Source organism: Ignavibacteriales bacterium, assembly GCA_016214905.1.
GTDB lineage: Bacteria > Bacteroidota > Ignavibacteria > UBA10030 > SZUA-254 > PNNN01.
The window spans coordinates 46,468-60,704 of record JACRMQ010000003.1 but is presented as its reverse complement, the minus strand read 5'-3'; the positions used below and the strand labels follow the sequence as shown (position 1 = coordinate 60,704).

General features: G+C 40.7%; 10 protein-coding genes. 2 read left to right on the top strand and 8 right to left on the bottom strand.

Annotated elements, in window-relative coordinates; genetic code table 11:
- Positions 1-72: 72 nt before the first annotated feature.
- The 5 genes from HZB59_01395 to HZB59_01375 all read right to left on the bottom strand — a co-directional run bounded on the left by HZB59_01395 (position 73) and on the right by HZB59_01375 (position 8,620).
- Positions 73-2,490 (bottom strand): response regulator, encoded by a 2,418-nt coding sequence (locus tag HZB59_01395; GenBank protein ID MBI5020069.1) that lies wholly within the window; start codon positions 2,488-2,490, stop codon positions 73-75.
- A gap of 324 nt (positions 2,491-2,814) precedes the next feature.
- Positions 2,815-4,239: an RtcB family protein gene (locus tag HZB59_01390; protein MBI5020068.1), complete on the bottom strand. Its 1,425-nt coding sequence runs from the start codon at positions 4,237-4,239 to the stop codon at positions 2,815-2,817.
- Between the two features lie 31 nt (positions 4,240-4,270).
- Entirely contained in the window at positions 4,271-4,690 is a 420-nt protein-coding gene (locus HZB59_01385) for an archease (protein ID MBI5020067.1), read from the bottom strand.
- A gap of 41 nt (positions 4,691-4,731) precedes the next feature.
- Positions 4,732-7,437 carry a patatin-like phospholipase family protein gene (locus HZB59_01380; GenBank protein ID MBI5020066.1) on the bottom strand — a complete coding sequence of 902 codons (2,706 nt, stop codon included), beginning with the start codon at positions 7,435-7,437 and terminating at the stop codon, positions 4,732-4,734.
- Between the two features lie 61 nt (positions 7,438-7,498).
- Entirely contained in the window at positions 7,499-8,620 is a 1,122-nt protein-coding gene (locus tag HZB59_01375; GenBank protein MBI5020065.1) for a glycosyltransferase, read from the bottom strand.
- A 135-nt stretch (positions 8,621-8,755) separates the two neighbouring features.
- On the opposite strand from HZB59_01375, the gene HZB59_01370 reads away from it, so the two are divergent.
- Both HZB59_01370 and HZB59_01365 read left to right on the top strand, forming a co-directional pair.
- Positions 8,756-9,664: an alpha/beta fold hydrolase gene (locus HZB59_01370; protein ID MBI5020064.1), complete on the top strand. Its 909-nt coding sequence runs from the start codon at positions 8,756-8,758 to the stop codon at positions 9,662-9,664.
- Positions 9,661-11,928 carry a M28 family peptidase gene (locus HZB59_01365; GenBank protein ID MBI5020063.1) on the top strand — a complete coding sequence of 756 codons (2,268 nt, stop codon included), beginning with the start codon at positions 9,661-9,663 and terminating at the stop codon, positions 11,926-11,928. Before HZB59_01370 ends, HZB59_01365 begins: the two co-directional genes overlap by 4 nt.
- On the opposite strand, the gene HZB59_01360 is transcribed toward HZB59_01365, so the two are convergent.
- Genes HZB59_01360 through HZB59_01350 form a run of 3 tightly spaced genes read right to left on the bottom strand, consistent with a single transcriptional unit; the run spans position 11,900 to position 13,963 of the window.
- A complete protein-coding gene (locus HZB59_01360) occupies positions 11,900-12,841 on the bottom strand; it encodes a homocysteine S-methyltransferase family protein (GenBank protein ID MBI5020062.1) in 942 nt (313 codons plus the stop codon). The two genes, HZB59_01365 and HZB59_01360, sit on opposite strands and share 29 nt — an antisense overlap.
- A gap of 38 nt (positions 12,842-12,879) precedes the next feature.
- Positions 12,880-13,365 (bottom strand): GNAT family N-acetyltransferase, encoded by a 486-nt coding sequence (locus tag HZB59_01355; GenBank protein ID MBI5020061.1) that lies wholly within the window; start codon positions 13,363-13,365, stop codon positions 12,880-12,882.
- A 46-nt stretch (positions 13,366-13,411) separates the two neighbouring features.
- Positions 13,412-13,963: a T9SS type A sorting domain-containing protein gene (locus tag HZB59_01350; protein ID MBI5020060.1), complete on the bottom strand. Its 552-nt coding sequence runs from the start codon at positions 13,961-13,963 to the stop codon at positions 13,412-13,414.
- Between the last annotated feature and the right edge of the window lie 274 nt (positions 13,964-14,237).

The window sequence follows — 14,237 nt, the reverse complement described above, 5'->3', positions numbered from 1 at the left end:
GATAGATTTTGGTGAGGGAAATAAGTAACCTTGCGAAGGTTCAAAACCTTCGCAAGGTTTATCAGAAAAGAGTTATTTCAGTTTCTCAATCGTATTGATTTCACGCAGCAGGTCTTTTTTAGTAAATCGCGATTTGCTCATGATACTAGAGATGAATCCCTGCATCTGTTCCCGCGTATCATCGTCAACTTCCATAGACGTGAGAATGATTATCGGGGTATTCCGAGTTTTTGCCTGTTGTTTCAACTGATAAGCCACATTGAATCCTGATATATCGGGCATGATGAGATCAAGAATTATCAGATCTGGATTTTCAGATAATGCGAGTTGAACGCCATCTTTCCCGTTCATCGTACTTATGACCTCGTACCCCTCCGCTTCCAGCATTACCTGGATCAATTCGGATGCATTCTTGTCATCATCTATAATTAATACTTTGGGATGCTGTTTTTGCTCGATAGTCCGCATCGGAATTTTGTTCAACGCGCTAAGCAGTTCATCTTTATTCACGGGCTTCACAAAATAATCAACTGCGCCCATGCTGAAGCCGAGCTTCTTTTCATCTGTAATTGAAATTATTATTATCGGAATATCTTTGCATATCGGATGGCGCTTCAATTCCTTCAATACTTGCCAACCGTCTTTTACCGGCATTATCATATCGAGTGTAATGATTTGCGGTTTAAGTCGTTTAGCTTTTTCCAATCCTTCGTTACCGTCTTTGGCTATTTCGGTGCGATATCCAGCTTCCTGCAAATACATCTGGATAAGCTGACTGGCCTGAGCGTTATCTTCAATGATCAGGACAAGAGGTTTTTCGCCGTCAGACATTGCAACCGGCTGCTCACTCACGATCCGCAGAAGTTGATCGGCAGATTCAACAACTTCACCAGCCAGAACCATTGGGATGCGAAAACGGAAAGTTGTCCCCCTACCCCAATCGCTTTCAACTGTAATATGACCGCCGTGGAGTTCTACAAGTCGTTTGGTGATAACCAATCCGAGCCCGGTTCCTTCTTTCATTCCTTTTGAATTCTTCCCCTGAGTGAAAGCATGAAACAAACGCACCTGATCTTCGGGTTTTATTCCAACTCCTTCATCTTTAACGGCAATTTCAATTTCGTTCACGAATCGTTTTACCGCCACGGTTATTGTCCCGTTCATGTGGCTGAATTTAACAGCGTTCGATACAAGGTTCATTAATATCTGTTTGAAGCGGGTCTGATCTACGACGAGTTGATCAATATCGTGTCCGATCTCAAACTTCAGATTCAATTTCTTCTGCGTAATTTGCTGTTGAAGTACACGTTCAATACTTTCGGTGAAATAAGAAACCGGATATGCTTCGATGTGAAGCTCCATCTTTCCTGCTTCGATTTTGGAGAGATCGAGAATATCGTTTATGAGTCCCTGCAAGTGTTTTCCGCTTTCATGAATATTCTTCATGAAATTGCTGACTTTTTCGTGCGGAAGGTTTTGCAGTTCGGTTGTTAAGATTTCAGAAAATCCAACTATCGCATTCAAAGGAGCGCGTAATTCGTGGCTGAATGTTGCCAGAAATCGCTTTAATGTTTCATTCGCGTCATCTGTGCGTTTCTTTTCGTTCTCCAGCTCGATATTCTTAATAGTTATCTCGTCCATCAATCGCTTGCGGCTCATTCCAATCGCTAATTCGTTTGAAATGATCGATAATAATTTCATTTCATCGCGAACATACTTATCCACCTTCGGAGAGAGCACTTCCAAAATTCCCTGCAATTCATTTTGAACCATAAGTGGAATCGAGATGAGAGTTTTGAGTTTAGATTCTTCGGCTTCACCAAGGAAATAGGCGGCTATTGTGCTGCGAGCAAGCTCATCCGTAACTATTGCTTTACGTGTCAACGCGGTTTGAACCGCAATAGTATTGGTTTTTTCATCGACAATCTGATGTTCAACTTCAGGATTAACTCGAACATCGACAAGCGACGGCGCCATCAAGTGAAGAAGTCCTGAGCGCTGATCGTATCGGTATATGCAAACAAATTTGGAGGGTATTTCCATAAACTGGGCGATGCGCTCACCTGCATTCAGGCAGAGATCGTCAAGATGAGGCGCGACGTTGATAACATGCGATACCTCCATCAACATTTCTTTCTGACGCTGTTCCCTTTTTTGATTAGTTATGTCTTGAAAAAAAACAGATATACCGTTGTCGGTGGGATATATCCTAATATCGTACCATGATTCAAATCGCTCATCCCGATAACATGTTTCAAAACTTTGAAACGTTTTAGATTCCATGGCGATCCGATATTTTTCCCCAAGCTCGGCATCCTTGGCATTCGGAAAAACCTCGAAGACGTTTTTACCTAAAACATCGTCGCGTTTCATTCCTGTTCCGTCTTCTGCTGCACGATTCCAGTAGGTAAAGCGGTAGTTCTGGTCTAAAGCAAAAAAGCCACCTGATATACCTTCTAAAATCTCAACGTATTTATCGGAAGAATCCATTGTGCATTCCTTAATTATTTGAATTATTGAGATATGGGCTTGGGGTTGCCCTTCGGGAAATTTACAAAATGAGGATAATCATTTTTTTAATAAGATGCAAGCTTTTTTTTAAAGAAAGAGTTTAGATGAAGCTATTAATCCTTGATAATACGTTGATAGCAGACTTATCCACAATTTATCCAGACTGAAAACCTTCGTATTTTCATCATTTTTAATGATTTTATATTTCTTGTCCACAACGGTTATATTTTATTAATAATTTTAAAAAATTTAGAATTTTTTAAAAAAAGTCTCCGATTTTACCATTTTAGAGTAATAATTTATTCATCCTTTCATTACCGCTAAAGGAAAGAGTTTTGCGACTTTTAATGCAATCCCGGCTCCGTGAACTACATCTACAACTTCACTCACATCTTTATATGCATCCGGTTTCTCTTCTGTTAATCCGGATTTAGTTTCTCCTTGCACAATGATATCTTTCGATTTCATCTCACGGAATAATTCTTCAACAGATGTTTCTTTTTTTGCTTGCGTCCGACTTTTCGATCGGCCAGCACCGTGACAAGATGAGCCGAAAGTCTCTTTCATCGCAAGTTCGGTACCCACCAGCACATACGAACATGTTCCCATGCTACCGGGAATAAGAACCGGTTGACCGAAGCCGCGCAATTCCTGTGGCAGTGCAATATGATTTTTTGGAAATGCCCGTGTAGCTCCTTTCCGGTGCACCAAAACTTTCTTCCTCTTACCATCAACATCATGATCTTCATACTTCGCAATATTGTGGCATACATCGTACACAATTTTCAGATCGCCTGAACCGAGTATTTGATGGAACACCTCCCTGGTCCAATGTGTTATCATTTGTCTGTTTGCAAAAGCGAAATTTGCCGATGCCGCCATGGCACTTAGATAATTTTGTCCCTCCTTTGAATTTATAGGAACGCATGCAAGCTGTCTATCGACAACCGAGATCCCGTATTTCTTCATCCCACTTTGCATCATATCAAGATAATCTGTACACACCTGATGACCTAATCCGCGTGATCCGCTGTGAATCAATACAACAATTTGACCTTGAGATAAACCGAAATTTTTCGCAACTTCAGAATCGAATATTTCCGAAACAACTTGAATCTCAAGAAAGTGATTACCCGATCCTAATGTTCCCAATTGATTATGCCCTCTCTCTTTTGCTCTGATACTTACAAGAGCGGGATCGGCGTTGGGAATTTTACCATACTCTTCGATATGAGCAAGATCTCTATCATTCCCATAATTATTTTTCACCGCCCACTCTGCGCCATCGCGCAACACGTCATCCAGTTCTGATCTTGATACATTTAGTAAACCCTTTTTTCCCGTACCGCATGGAATATCACGGAACAGCCGATTCAGCAGTTGTTCAAGTTTTGGCTTTACATCGCTCAATCCAAATTGTGTGGCAAGTAAACGCACACCGCAATTGATATCGAATCCAACACCACCGGCAGAGACTACCCCATTATTAATATCTGCCGCCGCAACCCCACCGATGCAAAAACCATAGCCCTGATGAGCATCGGGCATTGCAAGAGATTTGCCTACAAATCCGGGTAGTGTGGCAACATTCGCGACCTGTTCTTTTGTCTGGTCTTTTTCGATTTGCCCAATCATTTTATCAGTTGCATAAACCAATCCATCAATCTTCATTCCCTGTTTATAAGATTTCGGGATTAAATACCTGAACTTGTCTATTTTCGTAAACATACAATTTCCGCCATTATGCAAATTATCTGAGTCATATATCTAAAAAAACTCTCACCTTTCCTCTTTCATCATTTTTTTCCACAACCAATTGATGATAAGTAATTGCTTTGACATCAACCCTCATTTTATGTTTTGATGCTGAGAATGGTTCACCAATGGCAATACCATTCAATTCTACATCATCAAATAAAAGAATTTGAAATTCTTTTGAAATGAATTTTTTCCCGTCATACAGATAAAGAATTTCCGATAACCATTTTACCAGCAATTGTTCTTTATCATCAGCAGTTATATGAATATTTTTTGAGATTATCGATTCTACAGAATCGGGATCAACAATAACCGACATTAATCCGAGGGCAGCCTGTATAAACGCATCGGCAAGCGAATTCCCATTCGCTTCAATGCCCAGATCCGCAGGGTGTTCAATTATTGAATAACCTCTCTTCATGAGTTGAAGATAAGAATTCGAACCGGGAATTGCAACGATAATTAGAGCGATGGACCTATTGAGAAATATAGGAGAATCGGACCTACCGCAATCGGAGAGTTTGGAAGATTTTTTCGTATGAAGAAACTTTGTCCGGCACCGAACGAAGCCGGACCGAGCGGGGTATCGAGCGCCAACTCGGCACCAAACCCGTGATGAAAATTACTGAACTTGAGCTCTTCGGGAACCAACGATATAGTGCCCAAATCATATCTCAATTTAAGATAGGTATCGAAAATTAACTTGAATGGGAACCTGAGTCGATACTCAAAATTACCAATAAACATTTGCCGTCCGCGGCTATCATCATCCCTTAATCCCAAGAACGATTGAAAACCGCCCAAACTGTATTGCTCTGTAATTGGTAATGTTTGGTCTGCAAAACCGAATGTTATTTTTGCTTTCAAAGTATGCTGAGAGAAAACAGTGAAATAATTTTCATACACGGCACCAATCTTGCCGAAACCGACATCACTGCCAAATTTTTTCGATGCCGATTCGAACGATATTGTGAACATCAATCCTTTTGTTGGAAATGAATATTTATCTTCAGTGTCGATTGTGCTCTGTAATCGAAGACTTACAAACCGTTGTTTCAACGGCGAATAACCTGTCCCCGATATCGATTTAATTTTCTGTTGTTCCCATCTAAGTGAAGCCGTTACATTACCGAGACGTGCAACATGACTGCCAAACATCATTAATCCTCCATAACGAATGTCGCGGTATCGTCCCGATTCTATTCTTTCCCAACGTTCGGTAGAAGTTTCAGTAGCGTACGAATATGTAAACAGATCCCGTGAAGTGACATACCCGCGTAAATTGAAAGTGAAGTAAGAATGAAAAATACGGTTCACGGTATACTCTGTTTTAACGAACCAATCTCTGTATCCGTAGCGCAGAACTAATCCCAGATCTTCCCATGCGCCGCGGAAATTTCCGTCGCGAATATCGACCGTGCTAACTATCCCATGTTCGTTATCAGCATGAAAACCGAGACGCACGAGTTCCGAGCTATGCTCTTTAACATTCAGAATAATCACCGGTAATTCGTTTTTATATTTCACATTCACAAAAACATAATCGAAAAGACCTGTGCTTTTAATATTGATAATTCCGCGTGTAGCTTTGTCAATATTAAAAACATCTCCGACCCCCAAAGGAAATTCCCGCCTGATAATGTAATCACGCGTTTTCACATTTCCATTATATTCGATGCCACCAATCACGCCTTCATTAATCCGGAATGATAATATTCCCTCATTATCAACCATTAACGAATCGATTCTGACTAATGAATAACCTAATTGCCGATATCGGCGCAGAAGATTTTCACGATTGCTCACAGTAACCGAATCACCGATTGAATGACCAATGCATTGACTTATACATTTTTGCACCACGGAATCCGGCAATAAAGTATTTCCATGATATCGAATTTCGCGAATGATTTTTCTTGATCTGATATTAATACAGATTTTCGCTGTATCCCACGATTGTGATATTTCTGCAAAGGGGTTTATATTTTCTACGCTCGCGGTAATTTTATCCAGCCAGCCGCGCACCTGTGAGATCGAAATATTTCCCAACTCCGATTCGCGGATAATTGTCGTTTTCAATAATTCTGAAATACCTTCACCTGAAAAATTCATCACCACATTTCGGAATTCGGAATCAGAGGAATGTTTCTCAGTTTTCTCTTTAATAATTTGAAATATATGTTGAATATTGCCATCCGCGGCGAGTTCTCCTTCAATAATCAGTGAATCAAGATTTGAAAAATCGGAAACAATCCTCTCACGAGTTTTTGGGGTGATAACAATATCGGCGAGTCTCAATTGATCGCGATTAGATTCCTGCATCATTATCGTCATTATTTGATCCGCAACTTCCCACGGCGCTTTCATCTGTTGTTGATTGCGCATGGAACTTGTAGAGTTAACAACTATAACAACATCGCATCCAAGCTCGCGGGCGATATCGGCAGGAATATTTGATCTCAATCCACCATCAACCAATACCAATGAATCTTTTTTGATGGGAGAATAGAGCAGAGGAACGGTAACACTGGCACGAAGCGCTTCTGCGAGCGATCCTTGGTTTAATATAATTCTTCTACCGGAGATTAAATCGGTTGCGACTGCCCGAAATGGAATTTTCAGATCATCGAAGCTCGGATCCGGATGATATATCGCCTGCAATGCGAGGTGAGAAAAAAAATTCAGCAAACGCTGACCACCTGAGATTGACGATGGGATTAGCGGTTCTAAACCGTCGAACCGGATTGAAAAAAATCCTTCCTGCTGCGATTGTTTTTGACCTACAAAAAGATCCGTCCGCTTTGTTTCCTCTGCAAAAGATAATAACTCTACCCAATCGGTATGTAATGCTATACTTTCAATTTCAGTCGTTGTGTAACCCGAAGCGTACAATCCGCCGACAACGCTACCCAAACTATTTCCAACAATCAAATCGATATGCACTCCGTGTTTCTCCAAAGCTTTAAGAACACCGATTTGTGCCAATCCGCGCGCGCCGCCGCCGCTCAAGACTAAACCGATTTTCGGTCGATCGGCTTGAATCTCCGTGCTTTTATTTCCGTTTGAGAAAGAGGTTGGATAAACAACATAGTTCGATTGAGACAACGCCGATCCACCGGTTAGAATCAAGAATAGAATTAAAGATATGATCAGCGAGCTTATTTTCACAAAAGATATTTCGTTGTTTTCAATTGTCAAAAGTATCTATTTTTGAACCTAAAAGCAAAAATTAACCGTTTGATTTTTTAATATGTTCTTCCCATTTAGTTTCAATAAACTGACCGATTGCTTTTTTAAAAATCTTCCGTTCAAATTGAAGAGAGTGTTCCCGAATTTTATATTGATCGAAATTACGCTTCGACAATTCACCGACACATCGCGCTAAGCTTTCTGAAGTCGGGTCGTTAAAAAATAAACCTGTAACACCATCTATCATAGTATCGAGCGCGCCCCCTTTTTTAAACGCGATAACAGGTTTACCGCATGCCATCGCTTCAACGGGAACGATTCCAAAATCTTCTTCCCCGGGGAAGATTAAAGCGCGACACCCTTCATAATATTTCTTAACAGTATCGTCATTAGCCCAGCCGAGAAATTCAACGTTCTTTTTTGCTATCGCTCTTAATCTCTGTTCCTGATTCCCTGTACCAATAATAATCAGTCGTTCACCTAATTTATTAAATGCTTCAACAGCAAGATCAACCATTTTATACGGCACAAGCGCAGAGACTATCAGATAGTATCCACCGTCCTGTTTCGATATGGAGTATCTATCGATATCAACCGGCGGAAAGATTACAGCCGCATCACGGTTATAAATCCTACTAATTCTCTCACGGATTGCATTCGATATTCCGATAAATTCATCAACCCGCCTGGAAGATGCCACATCCCACCTTCGTAAATAATTCAAAGAGAATTTCATAGCGACCCGGGTGATAAGGGAAGCGCGCCCTTTACCGAAATATTGCTCGTATTGATCCCAGATGTAGCGCATCGGCGTGTAGCAATAACAGATGTGAAGCGAGCGTTTATTTACGCGAACACCTTTTGCCGCGGCATGACTGCTCGATATCACAAGATCAAAATCGCTCAAATCAAATTGCTCGATTGCCGTTGGAAATAGTGGCAGATAATATTGATATTTTTTTGTCGATGAAGGAAGTTTTTGAAGAAATGACGTTTTGATATTCATCCGTTCAATTGCCGGAGAACATTTACGTTTATCATGCACAAGCGTGAACAAGGTGGCATCCGGAAAAAGCTCGCACAGCACCTCCAGCACCTTTTCCCCGCCGCGCATACTTACCAGCCAATCGTGGACAATAGCAATATTTTTAGGTGGATTCATACGGGAAGAAATATACGAAGAATAAATATTCCGCTCAACAACTCATATCTCATATTTCCCCATCTTGCTTCCAATTCAATCACTTCCTATATTAAAAATCATGCTTATAGACTCCTCAATAAATATCACACAATAATGACCTGGCTAATCGCACTTATTGCTGCTTTGGCTGTTTTCCTGATCTCGGTGACGGTCATTATTTTCATCATCGGTCCTACCCTTCTGCTTCAACCACGGCGCAGGAAGGCAGATTTCTACTCTAAACTCGGTTTGCCTACAAATCCAAAAGAAATGATGCTCGATTGTGAAGAGATATTCATTGAATCGGTCGATGGTTTCCGGCTAAACTGCTGGTTTATTAAATCGAAGGAGACTGCGAAGGGAACTATCGTTTACATACATGGAGTTGCTGATTGCAAAATTGACGGTCTGCGATTTGCCAAACTGATGCATGATAATAATTTCAATGTCTTCTTATTCGATTTACGGCGGCACGGCGACAGCGAAGGAACTCACTGCACATACGGCTTCTACGAAAAATTCGATGTCATCAAAATCATCGATTACTTGTCGGCGCGTAAAGATATTAACATCGGCAAGATCGGATTGTTCGGCACATCGATGGGCGCGGCTATCGCGATCCAAACAGCCGCGATTGATAAGCGAATTTCTGCCGTCGTTTCTGAAAACTCGTTCGCCGCTCTACGTAAAATCTTCGACGATTACCAGAGACGAATTATTAAACTTCCGTTCCATTATCTCCGCAATATTGTCATTATACATTCCGAGCTGAGAGCAAAATTCAAAGCACGCGATGTCTCCCCGATCGAATCAGTAAAAAATATTAAAGTTCCGGTATTATTTGTTTACGGAACGGTTGATCCTCTCATCAAATTTGAATACTCGATAAAATTATTCGAGCAGGCGAATCCACCGAAAGATATTTTCCCTATTGAAGGTGCCGCTCATAATAACACATGGGATATTGGCGGCGAAAAATATCATTTGAAATTGTTGGATTTCTACAAAAGGAATCTGACATGATTCTTCGGAATTCATTGGGATTAATCTTTTGCATATTTGTTCTGTCAATTCATTCATCATCTCAAACCGAATTCTCTCAGGAAAATGCGCATTCAATATTAAAGCATTTAAGTGTTGATATTGGTCCGCGGACAATGGGCTCATCCGCCGAGCAAGAAGCCCTCAGATATGCCGCAGAAAAATTCCTCGAGTACGGCTGCGATACCGCTTACATAATGCCGATCGACAGATACAGCGGCGGAAATACTCCAAGCGGTGTTGCCGTTGGAATGAAGTACGGATATTCAAAGAAAAGCCTTGTAATCGGTGGACATATAGATTCATCCGATCCTGAAATCCCCGGCGCAAATGATGACGGATCGGGTGTTGCTGTAGTTTTAGAAGCGGCACGAGTATTAGCTAAAAGTAAACATAACTCCACTATCGTATTTTGCTGTTTTGGAGGTGAGGAAAAAGGACTCGTTGGCTCTAAACATTTCGTCAGTAATTTTTCTGATATAGACAGTGTCAACCTGATGATCCAGATCGATATGGCTGACGGTAGAGGTCCCCTCGATATTGATCCTGATGCTCACAGAAGTGCAAGTGCACCACGATGGCTTGTTCAAGCGGCGGTTGAAGAACACGGTAAACTCGGATATTCAAATCTCCGTTATCCCACACATTTCTTTTCTATGAATCACGCGATATCTGATGGTCCCGGTTCCGATCATGAACCATTCCTGCAAAAAGGTATTCCCGCTATTGCTTTTATATCTGATGTGAGTTATCCCGTGCACACCGCTCAGGATAATTTTGAAAACTTTGATCCTACGGGTTTAAAACGCTCGGGCGATATTGTTCTAAAACTGATTGCGCGGTTCGATAAAGACATCCCTTCACCGAAACTGGAAAAATACTGGCTTTATCTCGTCGGAGGCACACCGATCATATTATCCTATTGGATTTTGTGGACATTCATTTTTCTAACCCTTGTCCTGACGCTTATCGCTGTCATCATCGTTCGTAAGCGTCGCCGTACTGTTAATTTTCGTTGGTCAGGACTGAAGATATTTTTCTTTTCGCTGATAATAATTTCCTGCGGATGGTTCTCATCGGATGTAATCGGATTAATCAAAGGAATCCGTCATCCGTGGTATACGAATATTGAATTATATTATTTTTTATCTGCACTCGGATTATTGATTGGCGGTTGGATTGGATTAAGGTTAAGTTCAAAACTACCACTTGCAGACTGTCCATACTATTTTTTCAAACGGTCGGTTATAATACTTGTACTTTACATTGCGGTCCTTGGCTTCCTAAATGTGAAACTCACAGTTGAACCTGCTGCTGCTCTTTTTCTGATATCTCTGGCAATGCTGATTCACAATCCGATTTTGAAAATTGTCTTATTGGTTCTTTCTCCTGTTTGGATGCTGAGGTTGGTATTTTCAGAATGGAGCGAAATCTTTTTTCATGAAATCGCTAAAGTACAAATTCCCGGTACCGGTCTATGGCTCTTAGCAAACACCGGTGTAATTGTATTACTGACTATTTATATTTTGCCGTTTCTTTTTGCCGCCGCCGCAGTTATAAGAAATTCTCCATCGAGCCTAAATATTGTAAGAAAGATGAGATCTCGTTACGCTTTTGGTACTCTGGCGGTATGCTTCATCGGTCTTACGGCAATTTCAGTATCGTCACCTTCCTTCAATAACTTATGGAAAAGAGAGATTAAAATTAATCAGGAGTATAATCTCGATACCCGGTTGAGCAAAATCTCTGTCGAAAGTCCTGAGTATTTGAGCGGAATCAAAATTTCAGGCGGCGGACGTGACACGCTGATTGCGGCAAATGTGACTTCGATTATTATTGATCCCGGGAAATATTTTGACTCGAATTGGGTGAAAATCGAAAGGAAAATAAAAAAGCAACAAACCGATACTACCTCTCATTACGATCTTGAGCTAAACATTACAACAGCATCCCGTCCGTTTACGGTTTCAATAGCTTATTCAATCAACGGTAAAGAGATGAACGCATTCGATGCACCTTTTCAATTCCGTACAACCAGAAAACAGGAAAAACAAATCTATTGGTACTCATTTCCTGATAGCTCGCTTGTTATACCTGTAAAATTCTCAACTGCAAGCGCCGACACGATACAGGAGAAAATTGAAATTACATTTAACAAACTCGTGAGTCCGCTGGAAATAATCGGAGAGATGATTTATATCGTACCGAGGACGAAATTTATTTCTTCATATCTCTATTTGAAATAAATTGATCAAGCTGCTTTTCATCTAACACCTTCGTCATTTCAGAGATATGCTTATTGTTGGTGCCGCAGCACCCGCCCAGTATTTTAATTCCATATTTTTTGTTGAGTGAAATCATTGAGTTGGCGAATTGTTCGGGTTCTTCCGAAATCAATTCCACACTCCCATCCAACTCTTCCGGTCTTTTAGAAGATGTGTTCGCCTGTAAGCCAAGTATCCTCTCTCTGACAATTGCTGACGAATTTTGGGAATTATTAATCGCCTCTTCGAAAACAGTGGGATGAACACAATTGATAAAATATCCGAACGGTCTTGGAGTAACCTGCTTATCTATCTGTTCAATCGCACTTTTCAATGACGTACCATCGAGCAGCGTTCCTTCAGCATAAACAACAAAGCTGATAATATACTGAATGGCCGTTAACGCCATCGCTTTGGCAATACCGAACGCTTCAGTAAAAGCAGGCAGCGTTGCCGCGAATAAAAAATCTACACCTGCATTCGCTAACGCGCGTGTTTGCGTTTGATGGAAATGAAATGCTTCATCCACGCTCAACGCCTCTTCCGGTTTGTATGCATCTCCTTTACAACCGATCAATCCTCCAATCAAAATTTTTTCGGTATAGACTCCCTGTTCATTCCGCAGTGAATCAATGAACCTGAAATTTTCTCCGTTCACCTCTTTGAGCATCCAACCCGATTTACCGAGCCGTTCAGGGTTCGCCCGCCATGTAGGTGTGAAAAGTATCAAAGGAATATTTTTCGATTTCCCTATCGCAATGTATTGAAGATAAATTTCTTCGAGTATTTTCCTTCCTACCTGATCGTAAATGCAATTCGCATTTAGGATGTGCGGATGTAATTCATAAAAATACTCTCTCCTCAACCGCTCGATGATTGATCCTTCCGTCAGCATGATCGGAGATGAAGATATTATCGATTGTAAATCGCGTTTCACTCGCTTCTCCTTTTTTGCAAATCCAGTTCCATATAAATTGCGTCTTCAACCGGATTGTACCTGTAAGCAGAAACTTCCTTAAATCCAAGCTCATGGTAAAGTGCAATTGCTTCTTTCATAGATGGAATCGTATCCAGCTTCATTCTTTCATAGCCGATCTCTTTTGCCTGCCGAATAACTTCGAGCGCGAGTTTTCTACCAAATCCTTTACCGCGATATTTCGGCATAACGTACAAACGTTTTATCTCAGATATTTTATCCACCACCTTCCTGAGTGCAACGCAACCAACCGGTAGATCACCGTAATACAATAGCAGAAGTCTGCCATCCGGCTCCGCGTAATCACCAGGTAGACCAGCAACTTCTTTCTCAAAATTCTGGAAGCAGAGATTGAAATTCAGAGATTCAGCATACTCCAAAAATAATTTTTTTGCCAACTGAATCATCGCATCATCTTCAGCGGGTTTTATGATTACCTTCATATTCATCAAGATCAATCCGATTTATTCTTTGAGCTATAGTTGATTATCATTTCATCAGTAAGAGCTTTTTAGTACCGATATAATTACCTGCTTGCAGAGTATAAAAATACACACCGCTCGTTTGCATTGAACCATCAAACTCAACTTCATAGCTTCCACGCTTCTTATTCTCATTTACAAGAATTGCTACTTCACGTCCAAGGATATCATATACTTTAAGCATTACCCGATCATCTACCGGCAATTTATAATTTATAGTTGTTATTGGATTGAATGGATTGGGATAATTTTGCTCAAGTTTAAATTCTGTTATGTTATTCATTTCTCGATTTGTTTCTACAGCATTGATTTGATAATTTATAAGGCCGTAAGATGCATTCCAATAGTCTAAACATATGCACATATCCATCGCAGAATATGATGTTGCACCGATTCCCTCTTTAAACGTGTATGTATATTTCATCCGACCTTTATCGATCACAAAACTATAGCTACCAGATGAATCAACTGCGGAGTATCGGGTTATAAACGTAGAGTCAAACGGCATCGAGTAAAAAGGAAATCCTGGACTGAGAATACGATGATCCCCACTTTGCATTTCAACGAAATTAAAAGTGCTAATGCTTGTATCATGATAGATCAATCCATTATGATCACTAATCAAGTTATTCGTTTTTTTTATGCTCCACACGATTGAATCACCCATGATAGATTTTTCAATAATTCGTAATCTCACACTGCCGTTTACTTTATAACTCCATGCTATCTCGTTGTAACTATCCAATGAATAAATGTATGTCCATTCATTACCGACGCTGAGAGGAAAAACATCGGGAAGAGAATCCGTTGCAGTAAAAATTTCGGTCGCGTTT

What these genes read in the sequence shown, in the direction of transcription:
- HZB59_01395 (MBI5020069.1), bottom strand. Translation starts at nt 2,490, where the DNA reads ATGGATTCTTCCGATAAATACGTTGAGATTTTAGAAGGTATATCAGGT.
- HZB59_01390 (MBI5020068.1), bottom strand. Translation starts at nt 4,239, where the DNA reads ATGTTTACGAAAATAGACAAGTTCAGGTATTTAATCCCGAAATCTTAT.
- HZB59_01385 (MBI5020067.1), bottom strand. Translation starts at nt 4,690, where the DNA reads ATGAAGAGAGGTTATTCAATAATTGAACACCCTGCGGATCTGGGCATT.
- HZB59_01375 (MBI5020065.1), bottom strand. Translation starts at nt 8,620, where the DNA reads ATGAATCCACCTAAAAATATTGCTATTGTCCACGATTGGCTGGTAAGT.
- HZB59_01370 (MBI5020064.1), top strand. Translation starts at nt 8,756, where the DNA reads ATGACCTGGCTAATCGCACTTATTGCTGCTTTGGCTGTTTTCCTGATC.
- HZB59_01365 (MBI5020063.1), top strand. Translation starts at nt 9,661, where the DNA reads ATGATTCTTCGGAATTCATTGGGATTAATCTTTTGCATATTTGTTCTG.
- HZB59_01360 (MBI5020062.1), bottom strand. Translation starts at nt 12,841, where the DNA reads ATGCTGACGGAAGGATCAATCATCGAGCGGTTGAGGAGAGAGTATTTT.
- HZB59_01355 (MBI5020061.1), bottom strand. Translation starts at nt 13,365, where the DNA reads ATGAAGGTAATCATAAAACCCGCTGAAGATGATGCGATGATTCAGTTG.
- HZB59_01350 (MBI5020060.1), bottom strand. Translation starts at nt 13,963, where the DNA reads ATGCAAAGTGGGGATCATCGTATTCTCAGTCCAGGATTTCCTTTTTAC.